The 24,127-nt window shown below is 68.5% G+C and carries 20 protein-coding genes, 1 tRNA gene and 1 pseudogene; 13 read left to right on the forward strand and 9 right to left on the reverse strand.

Annotated features, from left to right (window positions below):
- Nucleotides 1-41: 41 nt before the first annotated feature.
- From PFX98_RS15210 to PFX98_RS15255, 10 genes and pseudogenes are all read left to right on the forward strand, one after another.
- On the forward strand, nucleotides 42-959 hold the full coding sequence (locus tag PFX98_RS15210) for a diguanylate cyclase domain-containing protein (protein ID WP_285231334.1): 918 nt from the start codon (nucleotides 42-44) through the stop codon (nucleotides 957-959).
- 172 nt (nucleotides 960-1,131) lie between these two features.
- Nucleotides 1,132-2,190 carry a 4-oxalomesaconate tautomerase gene (locus tag PFX98_RS15215; RefSeq protein WP_285235605.1) on the forward strand — a complete coding sequence of 353 codons (1,059 nt, stop codon included), beginning with the start codon at nucleotides 1,132-1,134 and terminating at the stop codon, nucleotides 2,188-2,190.
- Nucleotides 2,191-2,218: 28 nt separating this feature from the next.
- Nucleotides 2,219-3,247 (forward strand): amidohydrolase family protein, encoded by a 1,029-nt coding sequence (locus PFX98_RS15220; RefSeq protein WP_285231335.1) that lies wholly within the window; start codon nucleotides 2,219-2,221, stop codon nucleotides 3,245-3,247.
- A gap of 1 nt (nucleotide 3,248) precedes the next feature.
- Nucleotides 3,249-3,932: a 4-carboxy-4-hydroxy-2-oxoadipate aldolase/oxaloacetate decarboxylase gene (ligK, locus tag PFX98_RS15225; RefSeq protein ID WP_285231336.1), complete on the forward strand. Its 684-nt coding sequence runs from the start codon at nucleotides 3,249-3,251 to the stop codon at nucleotides 3,930-3,932.
- A 1-nt stretch (nucleotide 3,933) separates the two neighbouring features.
- The gene (locus PFX98_RS15230) at nucleotides 3,934-4,851 is read left to right on the forward strand and encodes an amidohydrolase family protein (protein WP_285231337.1); all 918 of its coding nucleotides are present in this window, start codon (nucleotides 3,934-3,936) and stop codon (nucleotides 4,849-4,851) included.
- A 1-nt stretch (nucleotide 4,852) separates the two neighbouring features.
- Nucleotides 4,853-5,158, forward strand: a pseudogene (gene ligA / locus PFX98_RS15235) (protocatechuate 4,5-dioxygenase subunit alpha); the annotation flags it as partial.
- Nucleotides 5,159-5,263: 105 nt separating this feature from the next.
- Complete coding sequence (locus PFX98_RS15240; RefSeq protein ID WP_285235606.1) at nucleotides 5,264-6,130, forward strand: class III extradiol dioxygenase subunit beta; 867 nt, start codon at nucleotides 5,264-5,266, stop codon at nucleotides 6,128-6,130.
- Entirely contained in the window at nucleotides 6,127-7,092 is a 966-nt protein-coding gene (locus PFX98_RS15245; protein ID WP_285231338.1) for a Gfo/Idh/MocA family oxidoreductase, read from the forward strand. Before PFX98_RS15240 ends, PFX98_RS15245 begins: the two co-directional genes overlap by 4 nt.
- A gap of 20 nt (nucleotides 7,093-7,112) precedes the next feature.
- Entirely contained in the window at nucleotides 7,113-7,859 is a 747-nt protein-coding gene (locus tag PFX98_RS15250; protein ID WP_285231339.1) for a substrate-binding periplasmic protein, read from the forward strand.
- A 151-nt stretch (nucleotides 7,860-8,010) separates the two neighbouring features.
- Entirely contained in the window at nucleotides 8,011-8,547 is a 537-nt protein-coding gene (locus PFX98_RS15255) for a hypothetical protein (protein WP_285231340.1), read from the forward strand.
- A 32-nt stretch (nucleotides 8,548-8,579) separates the two neighbouring features.
- Here the strand turns inward: PFX98_RS15255 and PFX98_RS15260 are convergent.
- Nucleotides 8,580-8,653 (reverse strand) — tRNA-Gly (locus PFX98_RS15260).
- Entirely contained in the window at nucleotides 8,644-9,498 is an 855-nt protein-coding gene (locus tag PFX98_RS15265; RefSeq protein WP_285231341.1) for a dioxygenase family protein, read from the reverse strand. The genes PFX98_RS15260 and PFX98_RS15265 overlap by 10 nt, the downstream gene beginning before the upstream one ends.
- Before the next feature lie 126 nt (nucleotides 9,499-9,624).
- Here PFX98_RS15265 and PFX98_RS15270 point away from each other — a divergent pair, with 126 nt between their 5' ends.
- Nucleotides 9,625-12,216: an ABC transporter permease gene (locus PFX98_RS15270; RefSeq protein WP_425334610.1), complete on the forward strand. Its 2,592-nt coding sequence runs from the start codon at nucleotides 9,625-9,627 to the stop codon at nucleotides 12,214-12,216.
- 62 nt (nucleotides 12,217-12,278) lie between these two features.
- Here PFX98_RS15270 and PFX98_RS15275 read toward each other — a convergent pair whose 3' ends face one another.
- The 7 genes from PFX98_RS15275 to PFX98_RS15305 form a co-directional block, all read right to left on the reverse strand.
- The gene (locus tag PFX98_RS15275) at nucleotides 12,279-14,345 is read right to left on the reverse strand and encodes a methyl-accepting chemotaxis protein (protein WP_285231342.1); all 2,067 of its coding nucleotides are present in this window, start codon (nucleotides 14,343-14,345) and stop codon (nucleotides 12,279-12,281) included.
- A gap of 40 nt (nucleotides 14,346-14,385) precedes the next feature.
- Complete coding sequence (locus PFX98_RS15280) at nucleotides 14,386-16,533, reverse strand: methyl-accepting chemotaxis protein (protein WP_285231343.1); 2,148 nt, start codon at nucleotides 16,531-16,533, stop codon at nucleotides 14,386-14,388.
- A 73-nt stretch (nucleotides 16,534-16,606) separates the two neighbouring features.
- Nucleotides 16,607-17,134: a chemotaxis protein CheW gene (locus PFX98_RS15285; RefSeq protein WP_285231344.1), complete on the reverse strand. Its 528-nt coding sequence runs from the start codon at nucleotides 17,132-17,134 to the stop codon at nucleotides 16,607-16,609.
- A gap of 43 nt (nucleotides 17,135-17,177) precedes the next feature.
- Nucleotides 17,178-18,947 carry a methyl-accepting chemotaxis protein gene (locus tag PFX98_RS15290; protein ID WP_285231345.1) on the reverse strand — a complete coding sequence of 590 codons (1,770 nt, stop codon included), beginning with the start codon at nucleotides 18,945-18,947 and terminating at the stop codon, nucleotides 17,178-17,180.
- A 32-nt stretch (nucleotides 18,948-18,979) separates the two neighbouring features.
- A complete protein-coding gene (locus PFX98_RS15295) occupies nucleotides 18,980-21,100 on the reverse strand; it encodes a chemotaxis protein CheA (protein WP_285231346.1) in 2,121 nt (706 codons plus the stop codon).
- Nucleotides 21,101-21,125: 25 nt separating this feature from the next.
- Nucleotides 21,126-21,488, reverse strand: coding sequence for a response regulator (locus tag PFX98_RS15300; RefSeq protein WP_285231347.1), 363 nt, complete (start codon nucleotides 21,486-21,488; stop codon nucleotides 21,126-21,128).
- 49 nt (nucleotides 21,489-21,537) lie between these two features.
- The gene (locus PFX98_RS15305) at nucleotides 21,538-21,999 is read right to left on the reverse strand and encodes a hypothetical protein (RefSeq protein WP_425334611.1); all 462 of its coding nucleotides are present in this window, start codon (nucleotides 21,997-21,999) and stop codon (nucleotides 21,538-21,540) included.
- Between the two features lie 287 nt (nucleotides 22,000-22,286).
- On the opposite strand from PFX98_RS15305, the gene PFX98_RS15310 reads away from it, so the two are divergent.
- Together PFX98_RS15310 and PFX98_RS15315 are read left to right on the forward strand one after the other, a co-directional pair.
- A complete protein-coding gene (locus PFX98_RS15310) occupies nucleotides 22,287-23,432 on the forward strand; it encodes a hybrid sensor histidine kinase/response regulator (protein ID WP_285231349.1) in 1,146 nt (381 codons plus the stop codon).
- Complete coding sequence (locus PFX98_RS15315) at nucleotides 23,429-24,076, forward strand: response regulator (protein WP_285231350.1); 648 nt, start codon at nucleotides 23,429-23,431, stop codon at nucleotides 24,074-24,076. The genes PFX98_RS15310 and PFX98_RS15315 overlap by 4 nt, the downstream gene beginning before the upstream one ends.
- Nucleotides 24,077-24,127 lie beyond the last annotated feature (51 nt).

Here is a 24,127-nt window from a genome sequence, read left to right on the forward strand (position 1 = left end):
TCCCGCTTGGCGGGACAGGCCGCAGGCCGAAGGGTGCACCAATGAGCCAGGCCAACTTGCCCAAGCGCCGCCTGCTGCTGGTGGACGACCAGCCCATCAATATCCAGGCCCTGCACCAGCTGTTCGCGGCCGACCACCAGGTCTTCATGGCCACCTCGGGTGCCCAGGCCCTCAAGGTCTGCGCCGAGATGCAGCCCGACCTGGTGCTGCTGGACGTGCAGATGCCGGGCATGGACGGCCATGAGGTGTGCCGGCGCATGCAGGCCGATCCGGCGCTGCGCGACATCCCGGTGATCTTCGTCACCGCCCACAGCGAGGCCGAGGCCGAGACCCAGGGCCTGGCGCTGGGCGCGGTGGACTTCATTTCCAAGCCCTTCAACCCGGCGGTAGTGCGTGCACGCGTCAAGACCCATCTGACCCTCAAGGCGCAGAGCGATCTGCTGCGCCAGCTCGCCTACCTGGACGGGCTCACCGGGGTCTACAACCGCCGCCACTTCGACACCCAGCTGCCGATCGAGTACCAGCGCTGCATACGCAGCGGCGGCAGCCTGGCGGTGCTGCTGGTCGATGTGGACCATTTCAAGCGCTACAACGACTGCTACGGCCATCTGGCCGGCGACGACTGCCTGCGCCGCGTGGCCCAGACCCTGGCCCAGACCCTGCGCCGGCCCGGCGACCTGATGTGCCGCTACGGTGGCGAGGAGTTCGTCTGCCTGCTGCCCGACACCGACCTGGCCGGCGCCGTCACGGTGGCCGAGAGCCTGGTGAGCCGGGTCAGCGCGCTGGCGCTGCCGCATGCGCAGTCCGAGCTGGGCCAGATCGTCAGCGTCAGCGTGGGCGGTGCGGCCAGCCATCCGGTGCCGGGCGGTGAGCCGGCCCTGCTGCTGAGCAGCGCCGACCAGCAGCTCTATGCGGCCAAGCAGGCGGGCCGCGCGCGCGCGCTGTGCTGCGAGTGCTGAGCGGCGGCGCTTCGACCCGCCGCTCCTAGCGCCGGGGGGCGGCCCATGCCGCAAGGCGATGGCTGTTGGCGATTTCCTGCCTTGGCATGACGGCAAGGCCTGTCCACAATCGCCCCCAGGCTGGCAGCCAGGAGACCGCCCCGTGCGACAAACCGCGATTCCCTGCCTCTTGATGCGAGGCGGCACCTCCAAGGGGCCGTTCTTTCGCGCGGCCGATCTGCCGGCCGATACCGCCACCCGCGACCGCGTGCTGCTGGCCGCGCTGGGCTCGCCCGACAAGCGCCAGATCGACGGCCTGGGCGGCGCCCATCCGCTCACCAGCAAGGTCGGCATCGTTTCACCCAGCCAGCGCCCTGGGGTGGATCTGGAATTCCTGTTCGCCCAGCTGCAGCCGGAGCTGGCCACGGTGGACACCACGCCCAACTGCGGCAATATGCTGGCCGCCGTCGTGCCCTTCGCGCTCGAGACCGGCATGGTCAAGGCGCAGGGCCCTGTCAGCACGTTCCGCGTGCTGACGCTGAACACCGACATGGCCTGCGACGTCACGGTCCGAACCCCCGACGGCCTTGTGGCGTACGAGGGCGAGGCCCGCATCGACGGGGTGCCGGGCACGGCCGCGCCCATCAGCATCAATTTCCTGGACACCGCGGGTTCGGTCTGCGCGGGCCTGCTGCCCACCGGCCGCGTGCGCGACGTGATCGACGGCATTGCCGTGACCTGCATCGACAACGGCATGCCGCTGGTGATCCTGCGCGCCGAGGCGCTGGGCCGCAGCGGCTACGAGACGGTGGACGAGCTGAATGCCGACGGCGCGCTGAAGGCGCGCATCGAGCGGCTGCGCCTGGCGGCCGGGTTGGCCATGGGCCTGGGCGATGTGAGCGCCAAGAACTACCCCAAGATGACGCTGATCGCGCCGCCGCGCGCGGGCGGCTCGATCTGCACGCGCAGCTTCATCCCGCATGTCTGCCACGACGCCATCGGCGTGCTGGCCGCCGTCACCGTCGGCACGGCCTGCGTGCTCAGGGGCTCGGTCTGCGAGGGCCTGGCGCGGCTGGACGATGCGGCCCGGCCCACCGTGGTGGTGGAGCATCCCAGCGGTGAATTCAGCGTGGCGCTGGCCACCGACCCGCAGGATGGCCAGAAGGTCACCCAGGCGGCCCTGCTGCGCACCGCCCGGCTGCTGATGCGCGGCGAGGTGATGGTGCCCGCCACGCTGTGGCGCGGCGATTGAAAACGGATCGCGAACCGGAAGGCCCGCCATGATCATCGACGTCCACGGCCACTACACCACCGCCCCCGCCGCCCTAGGGGCCTGGCGCGAGCGGCAGATCGCCGCGCTGCATCATCCCGCCCAGGCGCCCAAGGCCTCCGAGCTGAACATCAGCGACGACGAGCTGCGCGAATCGATCGAGAGCAACCAGCTCAGGCTGATGCGCCAGCGCGGCAGCGATCTCACCATCTTCAGCCCGCGCGCCAGCTTCATGGCCCACCACATCGGCGACTTCAACACCTCGTCGAGCTGGGCCGCGATCTGCAACGAGCTCTGCTACCGCGTCTCGCAGCTCTTCCCCGATCACTTCATCCCCGCGGCGATGCTGCCGCAGTCGCCCGGCGTGGACCCGGCCAGCTGCATCCCCGAGCTGGTGAAATGCGTGGAGCAGTACGGCAATGTCGGCATCAACCTGAACCCCGATCCATCGGGCGGCCACTGGACCAGCCCGCCGCTGTCGGACCGCCACTGGTACCCGCTCTACGAGAAGATGGTGGAGTACGACATCCCCGCGATGATCCATGTCTCGACCAGCTGCAACGCCTGCTTCCACACCACCGGCGCGCATTACCTGAACGCCGACACCACCGCCTTCATGCAATGCCTGACCAGCGATCTGTTCAAGGACTTCCCGAGCCTGAAGTTCCTGATCCCGCATGGCGGCGGCGCCGTGCCCTACCACTGGGGGCGCTTCCGCGGTCTGGCGCAGGAGCTCAAGAAGCCGCTGCTGCAAGAGCATCTGCTGAACAACATCTTCTTCGACACCTGCGTCTATCACCAGCCCGGCATCGACCTGCTGACCAAGGTGATCCCGGTGCGCAACATCCTGTTCGCCAGCGAGATGATTGGCGCGGTGCGCGGCATCGACCCCGAGACCGGCCATCACTACGATGACACCAGGCGTTATGTCGAGGCTAGCGCCAACCTCAGCGACGCACAGCGCCAGCTGGTGTTCGAGGCCAATGCGCGCCGCGTGTTTCCGCGCCTGGATGCGGCACTCAAGCAGAAGGGGAAGTGAGATGTACGAGCTTGGCGTTGTCTATCGCAACATCCAGCGCGCCGAGCGCGCCGCCGCCGACGGCCTGGCCGCCCTCGGCTCGGCCACGGTGCACGAGGCGCTGGGCCGGGTGGGCCTGCTCCAGCCCTATCTGCGCCCCATCTATGCCGGTGCCCAGGTCTCGGGCACGGCGGTGACGGTGCTGCTGCAGCCCGGCGACAACTGGATGATGCATGTGGCGGCCGAGCAGATACGGCCCGGCGACGTGGTGGTGGCGACGGTCACGTCCGCCTGCTCGGACGGCTATTTCGGCGACCTGCTGGCCACCAGCTTCCAGGCCCGCGGCGCCCGCGCCCTCATCATCGATGCCGGCGTGCGCGACGTGAAGACGCTGCAGGCCATGGGCTTCCCGGTCTGGGCCAAGGCCATCAGCGCCAAGGGCACGATCAAGGCCACGCTGGGCTCGGTCAACATCCCCATCGTCTGCGCCGGCATGCTGGTGACGCCGGGCGATGTGATGGTGGCCGACGACGACGGCGTGGTGTGCGTGCCGGCCGCGCGCGCCGAGGCGACCCTGGCTGCCGCCCTCAAGCGCGCGAGCTTCGAGGGCGAGAAGCGCGCCAGGCTGGCCTCCGGTGTGCTGGGCCTGGACATGTACCAGATGCGCGAGCCGCTGGCTCAGGCCGGCCTGCGCTACGTCGACTGAGATGAGCGCCTTTGCCAAGACACCGGGTTGGCTGGACTGGTGCGCCAAGCCCAGCCAGCCCCGCTTCCGGCTGCCGCCCGGCGCGGTGGACGCGCATTGCCATGTGTTCGGCCCCGGCGCCGAATTCCCCTATGCGCCGGAGCGCAAGTACACGCCCTGCGACGCCGGCAAGCAGCAGCTGTTCGCCTTGCGCGATCACCTCGGCTTCGCACGCAATGTGATCGTGCAGGCCACCTGCCATGGCGCCGACAACGCGGCGCTGCTGGATGCGCTGCGCGCCGCAGGGGGCCGGGCGCGCGGCGTGGCGACGCTGAAGCGCAGCGTCAGCGACGCCGAGCTGCAGGCCATGCACGCGGCCGGCGTCCGCGGCGTGCGCTTCAACTTCGTCAAGCGCCTGGTGGACTTCACGCCCAGGGACGAGCTGCAGGAGATGGCCGCGCGCATCGCCGGGCTGGGCTGGCATGTGGTGGTCTATTTCGAGGCGGCGGACCTGCCCGAGCTGTGGGACTTCTTCACCAGCCTGCCCACCACCGTGGTGGTGGACCACATGGGCCGGCCCGACGTCGGCAAGCCCGTGGACGGCCCGGAGTTCGCGCTGTTCCTGCGGCTGATGCGCGAGCATGAGAACGTCTGGAGCAAGCTCAGCTGCCCCGAGCGGCTTTCGCTCAGCGGCCCGCCGGCGCTGCATGGCGAACAGCGTGCCTACCGCGACGTCGTGCCCTTTGCGCGCTGCGTGCTGCAGGCCTTCCCCGAGCGCGTGCTCTGGGGCACGGACTGGCCGCACCCCAATCTGAAGAACCATATGCCCGACGATGGCCTGCTGGTGGATTTCATCCCGCAGATCGCGCCCAGCGCCGAGCTGCAGCAGCGCCTGCTGGTCGACAACCCGATGCGGCTCTACTGGCCCGAGGAATGCTGAGATGGCGCTCGACAAACCCTACCAGGACATCCCCGGCACCATCATCTTCGACGCCGAGCAGGCGCGCCGCGGTTACTGGCTCAACCAGTTCTGCAGCTCGCTGATGCAGGCCGAGAACCGCGCCCGCTTCAAGGCCGATGAGCGCGCCTATCTGGACGCCTGGCCGATGAGCGAGGAGCAGAAGCAGGCGGTGCTGGCGCGCGATCTCAACTGGTGCATGCGCACCGGCGGCAACATCTATTTCCTGGCCCGGCTGGGCGCCACCGACGGCCTGAGCTTCCAGCAGATGGCCGGTTCGATGACCGGCATGAGCGAGCAGGCCTACCGCGACATGATGATCAGCGGCGGCCGCAGCCCCGCCGGCGCGGTCGGCGCGCCGACCGCGCCAGGCCCGTGCAGGCCGGGCCCCGGGCTGGCCCGCATCAGCGCCAGCGTCTACACCTCGCACGTGCCCGCCATCGGCGTGGCGATCGATCAGGGCAGGACCGAAGAGCCCTATTGGCAGCCGCTGTTCGCCGGCTACGCGGCGAGCCGGCAGTGGATGCTCGAGAACCGGCCCGACGTCATCCTGCTGGTCTACAACGACCATGCCACGGCCTTCAGCCTGGACATGATTCCGACCTTCGCGATCGGCTGCGCGCCCGAGTTCAAGCCGGCCGACGAGGGCTGGGGGGCGCGCCCGGTGCCGGTGGTGCAGGGCCATCCGGAGCTGGCGGCGCATATCGCGCAGTCGCTCATCCAGCAGGACTTCGACCTCACCATCGTCAACCGCATGGAGGTGGACCATGGCCTCACCGTGCCGCTCTCGCTGATGTGCGGCCAGCCGCCCGCCGACCATTTTTCTTGGCCCTGCAAGGTGATCCCGATCGCCGTCAACGTGGTGCAGTACCCGGCGCCCTCGGGCCGGCGCTGCTTCCAGCTGGGTCAGGCGATACGGCGCGCGGTCGAGAGCTTCGACGAGGCGCTGACGGTGCAGATCTGGGGCACGGGCGGCATGAGCCACCAATTGCAGGGCGCGCGCGCCGGCCTCATCAACCGTGCCTGGGACAACGCCTTCCTGGACCAGCTGATCGCCGACCCGGCCACGCTGGCGCAGCGGCCGCATATCGACTACGTGCGCGAGGCCGGCTCCGAGGGCATCGAGCTGGTGATGTGGCTGATCGCGCGCGGCGCCATGGCCGATGTGGCCGGCGGGCCGCCGCCGCGCCTGCGCCAGCGCTTCTATCACGTGCCGGCGTCCAACACGGCGGTGGGCCATCTGATCCTGGAGAACACATGAATAGCGGCCAATCCAAGCCCATCAAGGTCGCCCTGGCGGGCGCCGGCGCCTTCGGACTCAAGCATCTGGACGCGCTGCGGCAGATCGATGGCGTCGAGGTGCTCGCCCTGATCGGCCGCGAGCTGGACAAGACCCGCGAGGTGGCGCGCCGCTACGGCATTGACCATGCCGGCACCGAGCTGGGCGAGGTGCTGGCGATGCCCGCGGTGGACGCGGTGATCCTGTGCACGCCCACCCAGCTGCATGCCAGCCAGACCCTGGCCTGCCTGCGGGCCGGCAAGCATGTGCAGGTGGAGATTCCGCTGTGCGACATGCTGGCCGAGGGCGAGGCGGTGGTGCGCCAGGCCCAGGCCAGCGGCCTGGTGGCGATGTGCGGCCATACGCGGCGCTTCAACCCCAGCCACCAATGGGTTCACCAGCAGGTGCGAGCCGGCAGGTTCAACATCCAGCAGATGGATGTGCAGACCTATTTCTTCCGCCGCAGCAATATCAACGCGCTGGGCCAGCCGCGCAGCTGGACCGACCACCTGCTATGGCACCACGCCGCGCACACGGTGGACCTGTTCGCCTACCAGTGCGGCAGCCCGATCGTCAAGGCCAATGCCGTCCAGGGCCCCATTCACCCGACCCTGGGCATCGCGATGGACATGTCGATCCAGCTCAAGGCGGCCAATGGCGCGATCTGCACCCTGAGCCTGTCCTTCAACAATGATGGGCCGCTGGGAACCTTCTTCCGTTACATCGGCGACAGCGGCACCTATATCGCCCGCTACGACGATCTGTTCAACGGCCGCGACGAGAAGATCGACGTCTCACAGGTGGACGTGTCGATGAACGGCATCGAGCTGCAGGACCGCGAGTTCCTCGCCGCCATCCGCGCGGGCCGCGAGCCCAACGCCAGCGTGGCGCAGGTGCTGGACTGTTACCGCGTGCTGGACCAGCTGGAGCGGCAGCTGGGCTGATCGCAATGAGGCCTGTCCGCATGCTTGCCGCCGGTCTGCTGAGCTGGCTGTGCCTGCAGCCGGCCGGCGCGGCGGAGCCCGGCTGGACCGTGCTGACGCACAGCACGGCCGATGCGGTGCAGCAGGTGGACGGGCAACTGGTGGGCCGCGCGCATGGTGGCAAGCGCGCCTTCTACGTGGAGCTGGTGCGGGCCCTGCTCGCCGAGCTGGGGCTGGTGGCGCAGATCGAAACCGTGCCCCTGGCGCGCGGCTTGAAGTGGCTGGCCGCGGACGCGCATGTGGCCCTGTTCAACCTCAGCCGCACGCCGGCGCGCGAGGCGCTGTTCCGCTGGGTCGGCCCGATTTCGCATGAGCGGGATTACCTCTACCAACGCGCCGACGACGCGCTTGAATTGCGACAGCTGGACGACGCCAGACAGGGCGGCATCTGCGTGGTCAACCAGAACGTGCACGACCAGTTGCTGAGCGACAAGAAGTTCACCGACCTGACACGCGTGCGCAGCGTTGAGCAATGCCTGCGCATGCTGATGGCCGGCCGCGTGCGCTACCTCGCGGCCGCCGAAGCCGGCATGGAGCGCCGCCTGCAGCTGCTGGCCATCGCACCGGCGGCGGTGCGCAAGACGGCCGTGATGCTGTTGGAGTCACCGGGCTATATCGCCCTGTCGGCGCAGACGCCCGAGAGCGAGGTCGAGCGCTGGAATGCGGCGCTGCGCAAGCTGCAGCGGGACGGGGTGGTGGAGAGGCTGCAGGGGCTGTATGGGAGGTGAGGGGGCTGGGCTTTGAAGCCCGATGCCGTGTGCCAACTCGGGGCGATTGATGGTGAGCGCGATATCTGAGGTAGATTGAGGCGGCAGCGGGGTGCCCGGTCGGCGTCCACCGCGCGGCCAGCGAAGCCCAGCCGAGCACACAGGGGGAGCCATGGACCAACTCTTCAAGAGTCTGCCCGACATCATCAAGGCAGCGGCACAGAGCCAGTTGGGCATCCTCGCACTGCTGGTCGTTGCGCTGTCGATCTTGGCCTATGTCTTCTTTGCGAAGGCGGCGGTGAAGATCCGCGTCGGCATCTTTGTCTTGCTGTTTGCGGGCGTGTTCGGCTTCGGCGTCGCCATGTTTCACGCCTCGGATGCCAATCCGTCAAAGCTGCCGGGCGTGGGGGCTCCCGCGCCCGTGTTGTCGAAGGAGGCGCGCAGCTTGCTCGTGGCGACGGCGTCCGATCCCAGCGGCTACCTCTTGTACGAGAAGTTCGGCGCCAGCGTCGATCTGCACACGAATGGCGCGAGCCTGTTCACCGATAAGTCCGACCACCGTGCCCTGGCCACCTGGGAGTCGGCCCTGAAGGAGTTGGCCGACCAAGGCCTGCTCGTCGCGCACGGTGAGCGTGGCGAGGTCTACGAGATCACGCGCAAAGGCTACGAAGCGGCTGCGGCGGAGTCACGCAGCGCACGGTTGCCGTGATGGCCGTGCCACTGGCATGGCTTGAGCAGTTGTGGAGCGGGTGAAGGGAATCGAACCCTCGTCTTAAGCTTGGGAAGCTTCAGCTCTGCCATTGAGCTACACCCGCGTCTCGGCGGCGATTATAGGCAGCTCCTCGGCCAGTGCCGCTGCTTCCGGCCCGAAGGCGTAGGCGTCCATGCCCAGGCAGCCATAGGTGAGGCTGTCGTGCAGGCGCTGCGGCGCGTCTAGCCGGCCGCCCGCGCCGGCGGCGATGAACCAGGGCAGCAGGTGCTCGTCGGTCGGGTGCATGTCCACCGCATGCGGCGCCTGTTGGCGATAGTCGAGCAGGGCGTCCCAGTCGCGCGCGGCGCTGCGCGCCAGCATCCAGGCGCGGAACTCGGCCGACTCACGGATCTCGGGCGCGTCGATCGGCGGCATGCCTTGTGCGAACACGCGCCGCAGGTTGTGCGTGATCGAGCCGCTGCCGATGATGAGCACGCCTTCCTCGGCCAGCGGGGCCAGGTCTTGCCCGAGCTGGAACAGCTCGGCCGGGCTGGCGCGCGGCGACCAGGCCATCGGCAGCACCGGCACCTCGGCGTCGGGGAACATGAAGCGCAGCACCGTCCAGATGCCGTGGTCCAGGCCGGCCTCGGGCAGGGCGCGCACGCGCGCGTTGCCCAGGCGCTGCAGCAGCTCGGCGGCCAGGCCGGGCGCCCCGGGTGCGTCGTAGCGCAAGGTGTAGAGCTCGGGGTCGAAGCCGCCGAAATCGTAGACCGCATGCTGGCGCTCGCCGGCCAGCAGCAGAGGCTCGCGCGCCAGCGTGTGGGCCGAGAGCGCCAGGATGGCGCGCGGGCGGCGGCGCTGCAGGGCGGCACCCAGCTGGCGCCAGAAGGCGCCCGCGGCGCCGGGCTGCAGGGCCGTCATGGGCGAGCCGTGCGAGACGAAGAGGGGGGCGAAGGTGCTGGTGCTCATGGCTGTATTGAAGCAGGGCGCGCGCCAACTGGGGCAGCACGGGCTTGCATGCAGGGTTCAAGCCATTTGCATGGCATGCAATTCCACACTGCCCGCCGGGCCGCTCCTGTGGGTACAGTGCGCCCCATGGATGACAGCCCCGCACTCGTCGCTCCGGCCGCCGCGCCGGCCCGCCCCGCCGCCAGGCGCCCCTCGGTGTTGATGCTGGCCTGGCGCCAGCTCTGGCGCGATTGGCGCGCCGGCGAACTGCGCCTGCTGATGCTGGCGGTGGCGCTGGCGGTGGCCGCCGTCTGTGCGGTGAGTTTTCTGGCCGACCGGCTCGACCAGGGCCTGCGGCGCGATGCGGCGCAGATGCTGGGCGGCGACGTGGTGGTGGCGAGCGACCAGCCCACGCCGCCCAAGCTGCGCGAACTGGCGCAGGCGCAGGGCCTGACGGCGGTGGACAGCACCGCCTTTCCCAGCATGGCGCGCGCCCCCGATGCGCAGGGCGGCGCCAGCCGCCTGGTGGCGGTGAAGGCGGTGGGTGCGGGCTATCCGCTGCGCGGGCGCGTCGAGCTGAGCGACGGGCGGCGCGTCGGTGCGCCGGCGGCGGGCGAGGTCTGGGTCGATGCCCAGGTGCTCGATGCCCTGGGCCTGAGGCCGGGCGATACCCTGCTGTTGGGCGAGGCCAGCCTGCGCGTGGCCGGCGTGATCGCCAACGAGCCCGACCGCGGCGCCGGCTTCATGAGCTTTGCGCCGCGCGTGATGCTGGCCCAGGCCGATCTGGCGGCCACCGCGCTGATACAGCCCGCCAGCCGCGTGACCTACCGCTATGCGGTGATCGCGCCGGATGGTGGCGCGGGCCGCGCCAGCCAGGACTGGCAGCGCTATTCCCGCGAGGCCGCGGCGCTGATCGCCTCCGAGGGCTGGCGCGGCGTGCGCCTGGAGTCGCTGGAAAGCGGTCGGCCCGAGATGCGCCAGACCCTGGACCGCGCCGGCAAGTTCCTCAACCTGGTGGCGATGCTGGCGGCCCTGCTGGCGGCGGTGGCGGTGGTCTTGAGCGCGCGCGACTTCGCCGCCCGGCACCTGGACGATTGCGCCATGCTGCGCGTGCTGGGCCAGCCGCAGCGCCGCCTGGCCTGGGCCTATGGCCTGGAGTTCGGTGGCGCGGGTCTGGTGGCCAGCGTGGCGGGCGTGCTGCTTGGCTTTGCGCTGCACTATGCCTTTGTGGCCCTGCTGGCCGGGCTGATCGAGGTGAAGCTGCCGGCCGCCAGCGGCTGGCCGGTGGCGCTGGGCCTGGGCATGGGCATGACCCTGCTGCTGGGCTTTGGCCTGCCACCGGTGCTGCAGCTGGCGGCGGTGCCGCCGCTGCGCGTGATACGGCGCGAGCTGGGCAGCGCCAAGCTCGGTTCGCTGGCGGTGCTGGGTGCGGGCGTGCTGGGCTTTGGCGCCATGCTGGTGACGCTCTCGGCCGATCCCACGCTGGGCTTGATCGCCTCGCTGGGCTTTGCTGCCGCGCTGGCGCTGTTTGCGCTGCTGGCCTGGGGCGCGGTGCTGCTGTTGCGGCGCCTGGTGCCGCAAGCGGGTGCGCCGCGCTGGTTGCTGCTGGCCACGCGCCAGCTGGCGGCACGCCCGCTGCTCGCGGTGGTGCAGGTGGCGGCGCTGGCGGTGGGCCTGCTGGCGCTGGCGCTGCTGGTGCTGCTGCGCACCGACCTGATCGACAGCTGGCGTCAGGCCACGCCGGCGAACGCGCCGAACCGCTTCATCATCAATATCCAGCCCGAGCAGGGCGAGGCGATGCGCGCGGCGCTCGAGGGCGCGGGCGTGCGTGGCTACGACTGGTATCCGATGATCCGCGGCCGCCTGGTGGGCATCAACGGCCAGGCGGTGCGGCCCGAGCAGTTCGCCCAGGAGCGCGCCCAGCGCCTGGCCGAGCGCGAGTTCAATCTGAGCCACGCGGCCGAGCTGCCGCCGCACAACGAGGTGGTGGGCGGGCACTGGCAGAACGACGAGGCCGATGGCCTCAGCGTCGAGGAGGGCCTGGCCGAGCAGCTCGGGCTCAAGCTCGGCGACAGGCTGCGCTTCGACGTCGCAGGCATCCAGGTGGAGGCGCGCATCACCAGCCTGCGCAAGGTGGACTGGAGCTCGATGCGGGCCAACTTCTTCGTGATCTTCCCGCGCAAGGAGATGGGTGAGCTGCCCGGTAGCTACATCACCGCCTACCGCGCGCCCGCGGCGGAGGCCGGCCTGGCGCTGGACAAACGGCTCAGCCACGAGTTCCCCAACATCACCGCGGTGGATGTGTCGGCCCAGCTGAACCAGATGCAGGCGGTGCTGGGCCAGGTCATCAATGCGGTGCAGTTCCTCTTCATGTTCACGCTGGCCACCGGCCTGGTGGTGCTGCTGGCGGCGGTGAGCAGCACGCGCGAGCTGCGCACGCGCGAGTTCGCGTTGATGCGCGCGCTGGGCGCGAGCTCGGCCCTGCTGCGCCAGGTGCAGCGCGCCGAGCTGCTGGGCCTGGGCGCGTTGGCGGGCCTGCTGGCCGGCGCCGTGGCGCTGCTGTTGGGTCAGTTGTTGGCGCGTTATGTGTTCGAGTTCGATTGGCGCGCCAGCCCCTGGGTGCCGCTGGCCAGCATGGTCTGCGGCGCGCTGCTGGCGCAGCTGGCCGGCTGGTGGAGCCTGCGCAATGTGCTGCTGCAGCCGGTGGTGACGACGCTGCGCCAGGCCGATACGCAGTGAGCTGAGCGGCGAGAATGAAAAAGGGCCGCATCTGCGGCCCTTGTTGCTGGCGGAGGCAGGCCTCAGAAGGACTGCCAGTCACCATGCGCGTCGTCCTGTGCCGCGGCGGCGGCAGGGGCGGGCGGAGCTGCTGCGGGCTTGGCGGGCTTGGCGCTCCAGCCATCGGCAGCTGCGGTGGTGGCAGGTTTGGCGGCCGCGGAGGTGGCAGGTTTGGCGGCGGGGTGTGGGCTGCCTGGCTTGGACGCCGCTGGCTTGGCCCCTGCGGCCTTCGGAGCCGGCTTGGGCGAGCTGGCGGCCATGGCATAGCCGCCATGCTTGGCGTCGTCGTTGCCCAGGCGGAACACCGACACCACCTCGGTGAGCCGATGCGCCTGATCCTTCAGGCTTTCGGCCGCGGCGGCGGACTCTTCCACCAGCGCCGCGTTCTGCTGCGTCATCTGGTCCAGCTGCACCACCGCGCCATTCACCTGGCCGATGCCATCGCTCTGTTCGCTGGCGGCGGCGGTGATCTCGCCGATGATGTCGGTCACGCGCTGCACGCTGGACACGATGTCGGTCATCGACTGGCCGGCCGCCTCCACCAAGCGCGAGCCCACTTCCACGCGATCGACGCTGGCGCCGATCAGGGCCTTGATCTCCTTGGCGGCCTCGGCGCTGCGCTGCGCCAGGCTGCGCACCTCGCTGGCCACCACGGCGAAGCCGCGGCCCTGCTCGCCGGCACGTGCGGCTTCCACCGCGGCGTTCAGCGCCAGGATATTGGTCTGGAAGGCGATGCCGTCGATCACGCCGATGATGTCGTTGATCTTCTTGGAGCTGGTGTTGATCTCGTCCATCGTCGAGACCACCTGGCTCACCACCTCGCCGCCCTTGGCCGCGGCGCTGGAGGCCGAGGAGGCCAGCTGGTTGGCGGTCTGGGCGGCATCGGCGGTCTGGCGCACCGTGCCGGTGAGCTGCTCCATCGAGGAGGCCGCCTGCTGCAGGTTGGACGCGGTCTGCTCGGTGCGCTGCGACAGGTCCTGCGCGCCGGTGGCGATCTCGCTGGAGGCGGTGGTGATGGAGCTGCTGGCGGCGCGCACGTCCAGCAGGATGTGCTGGATCTTCTCGGCAAAGGTGTTGAAGGAGCTGGCAATGCGGCCGATCTCGTCCTTGCTGTCGGCGGGCAGGCGTTGGGTGAGGTCGCCGCCGCCGGCGCTGATTTCGTCCAGCGCCTTGCGCACGCGGTCCAGCCCGCGCAGCAGGCCGGTGATGCTGCCGGTCACCACCAGGCCGGCCAGCGCCATCATCACCAGGGCGGTGATGGCCGCGGCGCGCAGCAGCGAACTCAGCGAGGCAAGGGCCTCGCTGCGGTCGGCCGCCACATACAGCGTCCAGTCGGTGTCGGGGATGGCCACGCCGCGCACCAGATAGCTGGCATCGCCGACCTTGGCCTCGATCCATTCGCCCTTGGCTTCCTGCGCGGCCTTCAGGGCCTTGGCATCGAGCTGGGCCGAGAGATCGCTGGACGGTTTGAGCGCCAGATTGGCATCCGGGTGGGCGACGATGCGGCCGTCCGACATGGTCAGGAAGGCAAAGCCGTTGGGCGTGGGCTTGATGGCCTTGACGGTGGCCACCACGTCATCCAGGAACACGTCCGAGGCGGTCACGGCCTTGGTCGAGCCACCGTCCTTGATGGCCTGCGCAAAGGTCACCACCAGCAGCTTCTTGGCCGCGTCCACATAGGGCGGCGTGATGATGCTGCCGCTGGCGGCCGCGGCCTGGGTGTACCAGGGGCGGCTGGTGGGGTCGTAGTCGGGCGGCAGGTTCTGCGGCGAGTTGAAGACGATCTTCTTGTCGGCAAAACCGATATAGGCCGCATCCAGCCGGCCCGACTTGGCGGCCTGCACCAGCAGCGGCACCGGGTCCGCGGCGGCCACGGCCGGCGCGAGCGCGCCGATGATGTCTTTTTGCGAGCGCACCCATTGGGCGATGGTGGCGCCGCGCGCGGCCGCCAACTCGTCCATGGAGGCGAGCACCTGGTGTTGCGTATGGCTGCGCACGGTGGCGTAGTTGGCCACCGTGGCGGCGAGCAAGCTCAGCACCACGACGCCAATGCTCAGCGCAATCAGGCGGGTCTTGATCGATTCAAACATGCGTGCTCCTTGGTGGCGCTCGGGCCTTGTCGGCCTCTTCTCAGAAACTCTCCCACTCACCTTCGTTCACGGTCACCGCCTTGGCCTCGGCGCGTGCCGGCGCGGCCGCCACCACGGTTGCGGCTGCGGGTGCGGCCTTGGCCGGGGCGGCCTTGATCGGCGCGGCTTGCGGCGCCCTGGCGGGCTGCTGCGCGGGCCTGGCGCCGAGCGGCGCTGACTTGGCCGGGCCGGGCCGCGGCGCGGCCGGCTTGGCAATGGCATGGGGCTCGCTGGCGGAGACCTTGAAGACCGAGACGGCCTCCACCAGTCGCTGCGCCTGCTCCTTGAGGCTTTCGGCCGCGGCAGCCGACTCTTCCACCAGCGCCGCGTTCTGCTGCGTCATCTGGTCGAGCTGCACCACCGACTGGTTCACCTGGCCGATGCCGTCGCTCTGCTCGCTGGCGGCGGCGGTGATCTCGCCGATGATGTCGGAGACGCGCTGCACGCTGGCGACGATCTCGGTCATCGACTGGCCGGCCGCTTCCACCAGGCGCGAGCCCACTTCCACGCGATCGACGCTGGCGCCGATCAGGGTCTTGATCTCCTTGGCGGCCTCGGCGCTGCGCTGCGCCAGGCTGCGCACCTCGCTGGCCACCACCGCGAAGCCGCGGCCCTGTTCGCCGGCGCGCGCCGCCTCCACCGCGGCATTCAGCGCCAGGATATTGGTCTGGAAGGCGATGCCGTCGATCACGCCGATGATGTCGTTGATCTTCTTGGAGCTGGTGTTGATCTCTTCCATGGTGGCGACCACCTGGCTCACCACCTCGCCACCCTTGGCCGCGGCGGTGAAGGCCGAGGAGGCCAGCTGGTTGGCGGTGCGCGCCGAGTCGGCGGTCTGCTTCACCGTGCCGGTGAGCTCTTCCATCGAGGAGGCCGCGATCTGCAGATTGGAGGCGGTCTGCTCGGTGCGCTGGCTCAGGTCCTGGTTGCCGGTGGCGATCTCGGTGCTGGCGGTGCCGATCGAGTCGACCGAATGCCGCACCGTGCCGATGGTGTCGGCCAGGCGCTGCCGCATCGCCTCGGTCTCGCGTATCAGCGCGCCGATCTCGTCGTTGCGGTCGTTGCTGACGCTCTGGGAGAGATCGCCGCGCGCGATCGCCTGCACCGCCTGGCTCAGCGAGGCCAGCGGCGCCGCCACCCAGTTGCGCATCATCCAGAACAGGCCGTAACCCAGCGCCAGCGTGGCACCGCCCAGCAGGATCCAGAACGGCACCATGGTGGCCCAGTGCGAGGCCATGGCCTCGCTGCCGGCCACCTGGGCAATCACCCAGAAACCGCCCTGGCCGTTGCGCTTGCCCACCGCGAAATAGCTGCTGGCCTTGCCGCCCAGCACGTTCGGGGCGTCGGAGACATAGCCGTCCTTGGCGCCTTCCAGTTCGGCGATGAATTTGTCCACATCGGGCACCAGCTCGCTCACCAGCTTGCCCTTGGCGCTGGGATGCGAGACGAAGCGTGCCTGCTTGGGGTCGCCGTTGGACGCCAGCACATAGGTGCCGCCGGACTCGAAGAACTTGGCGTCGGCGGCCATCTGGTCCATGGCCTTCTGGAAGCCCTCCATGTCCAGCGCGATCGCCAGCAGGCCGATCACCTTGCCGGCCTCGCTCTTGAGCGGCTCGTAGTAGGCCATGTAGACCTTGCCGTACATGACCTCGCGGGCGGCGTAGGCCGTGCCCTGCGAGAGCGTGGCAAAGGCCGGATGGGTCTTGCCCAGCGGCGCGGCGTCGCGCTCGCCATTGGCCAGCTTGATGGAGGAGGTGATGCGCACGAAGGCGCCATCCTTGAGGATGAAGATGGCGGCGGCGCCGCCGGTGGTGCCGGCGAACTTGTCCACCTGGGTGGTGTTGCCGTTGAGCTTGGGGCCCCAGTCGCGCAGATCGCCGCTGGCCTCATCCAGCGTGAACACCGGCCCGAAGTCCTGGCGGAAGGTGCCGAAGCTCTGCTTGACCATGGTCTTGGCCACGTCGTCCATGGCCTGCATGGAGTCGACCAGGGACTGGGTCTTGTCGCCTACCCAGGTGGTGACGCGGTCTTTGGCCGCGCTGGTGAGCAGCACGCTCAACACGCCACTGGTGCCCAGCAGCACCAGGGCCAGGGTGACCACGCCAACCAGCGATACGCGGCGCGCGATCGAGGTTACTCCAGAACTCATGCGAGTCTCCCAACTTGAGATGTCTGGCGTGCAGTCAGGTTGCTGACGCCTTTGGTTTTCGGCGGATCGCCGCTCAGAGACTTTCCATCAAGCCCATGTCGGCGCTGCTCATCAGGCCCTCGATGTCCATCAGGATCAGCATGCGCTCGTTCACCGAGCCGATGCCGGTGATGAAGCTGGTGTCCACCGCGCTGGCGTTCAGCTCGGGGGCGGGGCGGATCGAATCGCGGCTGAGTTCCAGCACGTCGGAGACCGAATCCACCACCGCGCCAACCACGCGGCTGCGCACGTTCAGCACGATCACCACGGTGAAGCTGTTGTACTCGGCATTCGGGCAACCCAGCTTCAGGCGCAGATCGACGATGGGCACGATCACGCCGCGCAGGTTCACCACACCCTTGATGAACTCGGGCGCGTTGGCGATGCGCGTGGGCGGCTCGTAGGAACGGATCTCCTGCACCTTCAGGATGTCGATGCCGTACTCCTCGGAGCCCAGGCGGAAGGTCAGGTACTCGCCACTGGCGGGCCCCTGGGCCTTCAAGGCCGTGCTGCCCGCGGCGTGAGGTACGACCTGATTGGATGCTTGTTGGACGATTTCCATGCTTGACCTCTGGTGGTGCGGGATGGTGGATGGAGAAGAGGGCTCAGAAGGTTTCCCAGCTGCCGTCGTCATGCGTGGCCGCCGCCACGGGCTTGGGCGCTGCCGGCTTGACGGGAGGCTTGAGGGCTGCGGCCGGCTTGGTCGCGGGCTTGGTGGCGACGGGCGCGATGGCGCGCGGCGCCGGGCTCGGCTTGAGCGTCGCAGGGGTCGGGGCGGGCCTCGGCGCTGCCGCGGCATGGGCCGTCTTGGCATCGATGCGGAAGCGATCTACCGCCATCGACAGGCGCTCCGCCTGGTCCTTCAGGCTCTCGGCCGCGGCGGCGGACTCTTCCACCAGCGCGGCGTTCTGCTGCGTCATCTGGTCGAGCTGCACCACCGACTGGTTGACCTGGCCGATGCCGTCGCTCTGCTCGCTGGCGGCGGCGGTGATCTCGCCGATGATGTCGGTGACGCGCTGCACGCTGCTGACGATCTCGTTCATCGAGTTGCCGGCGTCCTGCACCAGGCGCGAGCCGGTCTCGACGCGCTCCACGCTGGCGCTGATCAGGGTCTTGATCTCGCGTGCCGCCTCGGCGCTGCGTTGCGCCAGGCTGCGCACCTCGCCGGCCACTACCGCGAAGCCGCGGCCCTGTTCACCCGCGCGCGCGGCTTCCACCGCGGCATTCAGGGCCAGGATATTGGTCTGGAAGGCGATGCCATCGATCACGCCGATGATGTCGCCGATGCGCTTGGAGCTGGTGTTGATCTCGTCCATGGTGCTGACCACATGGCCCACAACCTCGCCGCCCTTGGCCGCGGCGGTGGAGGCCGAGGTCGCCAGCTGGTTGGCGGTGCGCGCGGAGTCGGCGGTCTGCTTGACCGTGCCGGTCAGCTGCACCATCGAGGAGGCGGCCTGCTGTAGATTGCTGGCGGTCTGCTCGGTGCGGCCGGAGAGGTCCTGGTTGCCCGATGCGATCTCCACCGAGGCGGTGCGGATCGAATCGGCCGAGGTGCGCAGCTGCCCGACCAGGCTCTGCAGGCCCTGCTGCATGTGCAGCAGCGACTCCAGCAGATGCGAGGCCTCGTCCTTGCCTTCGACCTTGATGTCGTCGGTGGTGAGGTCGCCCTTGGCAATCGCACCGGCCAGCGCCTCGGCCTCGGCCAGCGGCTTGCAGATGCTGTGCATGTTCAGCAGGGTCAGGGGCACGACGATCAGGGCACTCACCGCCAGCACGGCAATGAAGACCGAGAGCACCAGGCTCTGCGTGCTCTCGGCATGCTGCAGGGCGGCCTGCGACTCGTTGCTGAGCGCCTTGCGCAGCTCGTCGATGAGCTGCTCGGCCGCATGGGCGCTGGCCTTGGCCTGTGCCATCAGCTTGTTGGCGGCGGCGGCGTTGTCATAGCCGCCGGCTTCCAGCTGCTTGACGACCGGCTGCGCCTTGTCGGCGTAGTCCTGCAGCAGGGGCTGGAGCTTGCGCAGCACGACGTTGTCGGCGTCCTCTTCACCCGCCAGCATTTCCTTGATGACCTTGTCCACACCGGCGCGGGTCTCATCCCATTTCTGGTGGTAGGACTTGACGGCCTCGGCCTGCTCATAGTTGAGCAGCATGTCCTTCTCGTAGCGGCGCAGGTCGCCCATGCCGCGCACCAGCGCCGTCAGCGCGTTGGCTTCGTTGACCGACATGTCGGCGAAGTTCTTGGTCTGGCTTTTCAGCGAGCCCATGCCGTACAGACCAACGCCGCCCACCAGGGTCAGCAGGGCCAGCACCATCGCGATCGCACCGATCATGCGAACGCGGATGCTGAAGTGGCGCAACAAGGCGCTGAAGTTCATTCCAAATCCTCTAACAAACGAAGGGCGCGGCCTCAGTGCCGCGAACGGCGGATCAGGCTGCCCACATCCAGAATCAGGGCCACGCGGCCGTCGCCCATGATGGTGGCGCCGGAGACATCGGTGACCTTGCGGTAGTTGGCCTCCAGGTTCTTCACCACCACCTGCTGCTGGCCGAGCAACTCGTCCACCATCAGGGCGACGCGGCCACCCTCGGCCTCCACCACCACCATGATGGAGCTGACATGCTCGAAGTCGAAGCGCGGCACGTTGAAGATCTGCTCCAGCTCAAGCACCGGCATGAATTCGTCGCGGACCTCGACCACGCGGCCCGAGCCGCCCACCGTCTTGATGGTGTCGGCCTGCACCTGGAAGGACTCGACCACCGAGGACAGCGGCAGGATGTAGACCTCTTCGCCCACGCCCACGCTCATGCCGTCCATGATGGCCAGGGTGAGCGGCAGGCGCACCGAGACCTTCATGCCATAGCCTTCGGCCGAGTCGATCTCGACCGTGCCGCCCAGCGAGGTGATGTTGCGCTTCACCACGTCCATGCCCACGCCACGACCGGAGACGTCGGTGACCTGGTCGGCGGTGGAGAAGCCGGGCGCGAAGATCAGGCCCCAGACCTCGGCATCGGTCATCGAGTCGGGCGCATCGATGCCCTTCTCGCGTGCCTTGCGGATCAGCTTCTCGCGGTTCAGGCCGCGGCCATCGTCGCGCACCTCGATGACGATGGAGCCGCCCTGGTGGGAGGCCACCAGGGTGATGGTGCCATGCTCGGGCTTGCCCTTGGCGGCGCGCTCGGCCGGGGTCTCGATGCCATGGTCGCAGCTGTTGCGCACCAGGTGGGTGAGGGGGTCGGTGATCTTTTCCACCAGGCCCTTGTCCAGCTCGGTGGCTTCGCCCTGGGTCACCAGCTCGACCTTCTTGCCCAGCTTGGCGGCCAGGTCGCGCAGCATGCGCGGGAAGCGGTTGAACACCACCGACATCGGAATCATGCGGATCGACATCACCGATTCCTGCAGATCCCGGGTATTGCGTTCCAGATCGGCCAGGCCCGAGGTCAGCTGCTGGTACAGGCCCGGGTCCACATTGCGGCTGTTCTGCGCCAGCATGGCCTGGGTGATCACCAGCTCGCCCACCAAATTGATCAGCTGGTCGACCTTCTCGACCGAGACGCGCAGGGTCGATTGGTCCATGCCGCCGGCGGCCGCGCGCGGCTCGACCTTGGCGGCGGGCTTGACGGCCACTGCGGCCGGCTTGGCCTCGCTGGCGGCCACCGCCTGCACCTCGGTGCCCGCGGTGGTGCCGGCCGGCAGGCCGGGGGCGTCGTCGAAGAAGCCGTAGCCCAGGTCCTCGGGCTTGGCCTCTTCCACCGGCGGCGCGCCCGGCGCACCCTCGTGGAAACCGAAGCCGGGGCCCAGCGGCATGAGCTTGACCTGCTCGCGCGCCACATGGAAGGTGAACAGGTCCAGCAGATCGCTGTCGGTGCTGCCGGTGAGAATCTTGAAGCGGCGAATGCCGTCGGCGGCCACGCCCGCGTCGAGCGGTTCGATGGTGCCGAGGTCGGTGATTTCCTTGAACAGCTCGACCAGGTTGTCGGCCAGGCTCAGATCGGTCAGCGGGCCCACCTGCAGCTCGAGCTGGCGCGTGGTGGCCTTGGGGATGGGCGCAGGCTTGGCCGGCGGCGGGGCCGCGGCGGCCACCTTGGGCGCGGGCGCCGGGGCGGCCTCGCCCTCTACGTGCGCGCGGATGCGGGCCAGCAGATCGCTGGTGTCCACCGCGTCGGCGCCCGAACCCTGGTGGCGGCCCAGCTGCGCGCGCAGGGCATCGCCCGACTGCAGCAGCACGTCCACCATCTCGGAATTGGGTTGCAGCTCGTGGCGGCGCAGCTTGTCCAGCAGCGTCTCCATCTGGTGCGTCAGTTCGGCAACATCGCTGAAGCCAAAGGTCGCAGCGCCCCCCTTGATGGAGTGGGCGCAGCGGAAGATCGCGTTCAGTTCCTCGTCGTCGGCGGTCTCGATGTTCAGGTTCAGCAGCAGCTGTTCCATGTTGTCGAGGTTCTCGCTCGCCTCCTCGAAGAAGACCTGATAGAACTGGCTCAGGTCAATGCCGGCACTCAGGCTGGCGCCTTCATTGGTCATTTCGCCCATGTCTTGCTCCTGGTTGCGGGGCCGTTCAGCGAATGACCTTGCCGATCACCTCGATCAATTTGGCCGGGTCGAAGGGCTTCACCAGCCAGCCCGTCGCACCTGCCGCTCGGCCGGCCTGCTTCATCTGGTCGCTCGACTCGGTGGTCAGGATCAGGATCGGCGTGGTCTTGAACTTGGGGTTGTCGCGCAGCTTCTTGGTGAGGCTGATGCCGTCCATGCGTGGCATGTTCTGGTCGGTGAGCACCAGATCGAAGTCGCGCGTGCCGGACTTTTCCCAGGCGTCCTGCCCGTCCACCGCTTCGACCACGTTGAAACCCGCGTTCTTCAGGGTGAAGGAGACCATCTGGCGCATCGAGGCCGAATCGTCCACAGCAAGAATTGAATGCATCGCTTTCTCTCCGGATAACAGGCTGTTTTCGGTTGTACTTGAAAATTCTTTAGAACAATTCGATGGAACCCGCGTCCATCTCGTCCTGCGTGACGGGGTTGGGCCGCAGCGGCGCAATCTCCACCACCGCCTCGCCGTCCTCGTCGTCGCCAAAGGTATCGCGCGCCAACTGGTCGGCGCAGTTGCGCAGGCGCTGGCTGGTATGGGCGATCAGCTGCGTGGCCATGTCCTGGAACTGCAGCGCGGTGATGGCGCCGGCAATGTGTTCCATCACCTTGTGCAGGCTGCCGTTGCTCGCGTCGGGGTGCTCGGCCGCCAGGCGCAGCAACTCGTTCACATGGTTGGAGGCGCTGTAGAAATGGGTGGAGAGCGACTCTCCGGCATCGTCCAAGAGGCGCTGCAAGCGCTCCAGATCATGGGTCACCGTCATCAGGTGATCCTGCAGCTCAGCCGCGGCCAGCAAGGGAATGAGCCCTGATTCTGGTGGGACTGGCGATTCATTCATCTGCATCTTGGCTCCGCGGTTGATCTTCCAGGTGCAAGCCCGTGATGAGCGCGCAATTGCTTGCGGCCAGGGCCGCCGCAGCAATTGCTTACATGGCTGGAATCTTCGGCATTTCTTGTTCTCGTGTCGACAGGACAATGAAGTCAAAGCCGGGCTATTTGTTGGAATCGGCTATTTTGTTGCAGCCCCAATACGGGTTAACCCGTCAAGGCGTGTTATTCCGTGCAATCGGTTGGATTTCTCCTGGGAATGTCCGGGCCGGGGCGTCTCGCAAACTTGGCATACTCGCGGCCATGACGATCCCCACCGCCGATCGCCGATTGCGCGTTTTGCATGTAGAAGATTCAGAGCTGGACCACCAGCTGATATTGGCCCAGTTGCGACGGGCCGGGCTGGAGCTTGACGTTGAACGTGTCGATTCGCTGGCCGAAGTTGCCCAAGCGCTGCAGCAGCCTTGGGATGCCATCGTGTCCGACTACAACCTGCCCGGTTTCTCGGGCCTGGTGGTGTTGGACCTGCTGAAGGAAAGCCGCAAGCTGATCCCCTTCATCCTGGTCTCGGGCGAGATCGGCGAAGACACCGCGGTGGCCGCGATGCGCACCGGTGCTTCGGACTACCTGCTGAAGAACAATCTCGCGCGGCTGGCGCCGGCGCTGCTGCATGCGATCGAGGCCAACGAGGCGCAGCTGGCGCGCGTCGAGGCCGACCGCGAACTGCACAAGTCCAAGCAGCGCCTGCACGAGCTGGCCGGCCATCTGCAGACCAGCGTGGAGATGGAGCGCGCCGCGATCGCGCGCGAGATCCACGACGATGTCGGCGGCTCGCTCACCGCGCTCAAGTTCGACCTCGCTTGGATCGCCCGCCATGCCCAGGACGAGGGCGTGCGCCAGCGCGTGCAATCGGCGTTGGAAACGGTCAGCAATGCCATCGAGGCGAGCCAGCGCATCATGCACAACCTGCGCCCGGCCATCCTCGAGCAGGGCCTGGTGGCGGCGGTGCAGTGGATGGCGGGGCGCTTCGAGCGCCGCACCGGCATCCTCACCTCGGTGCGCACCAGCCAGGAGCAGATCCAGCTGCCCGCCGGTGTGCCGCTGGTGGCCTACCGCACCGCGCAGGAGGCGCTCACCAACGTCTCCAAGCACGCCAATGCCAGCAAGGTCAGCATCGAGCTGAGCATGGACTCCGGCGTGTTGACCCTGGAGGTCAGCGACAACGGCAGCGGCATCGCGCCGGGCGACCTCGCCAAGGCGCGCAGCTTCGGCATCCGCGGCCTGCACGAGCGCGCGGCCACGGTGGGCGGCTGGGTGGACCTGAGCAGCAGCGCGCGCGGCACCAGCCTGATCCTGTCGGTGCCGCTGGAAGCGCCGCGCGCCCAGCAGCTGGACGATGAAGCAAACTCCGAAGCGGAGCATGACCCATCTGCTTGGGGCGGAACATGATCAAGGTAATTCTGTGTGACGACCATGCGCTGATACGGCGCGGCATCCGCGACACGCTCTCGGACGTGGCCGATATCGAGGTCGTCGGCGAGGCCGGCGATTACGGCGAGCTGCGCAGCCTGCTGCGCGATCTCGGCCCCGACCAGCCCTGCGACGTGCTGGTGCTGGACATCAACATGCCGGGCCGCAGCGGCCTCGACGTGCTGCATGTGCTGAAGGACGAGGGCAATCCGCTGCGCGTGCTGATCGTCTCCATGTATCCGGAAGACCAGTACGCGATCCGCGCGCTGCGCGCGGGCGCCTTCGGCTATGTCAACAAGGGCGGCGATCCGCAGCTGCTGGTGCAGGCGGTGCGCACGGTGGCTCAGGGGCGCAAGTACGTGACGCCCGAAATCGCCCAGATGCTGGTGGAGAGCCTCACCGCGCCGGTGACCGAGCAGGCGCACCAGAAGCTTTCCGACCGCGAGCTGCAGACCCTGGTGATGATCGCCTCGGGCAAGCGCCTGTCGGACATCGCCGAAGAGCTGATGCTGAGCCCCAAGACCGTGAGCGTCTACCGCGCCCGCGTGCTGGAGAAGCTGGGGCTGGCAAACAACTCCGAGCTCACCGTCTACGCGATCCGCAACGGCCTGGTGCAGAGCTGACGCGCCCGCCCGGCTCAAGTCCGGCGCCGGGGCGCCGATAAAGCGCTTACT

Source organism: Paucibacter sediminis, assembly GCF_030254645.1.
Classification (GTDB): domain Bacteria; phylum Pseudomonadota; class Gammaproteobacteria; order Burkholderiales; family Burkholderiaceae_C; genus Paucibacter_B; species Paucibacter_B sediminis.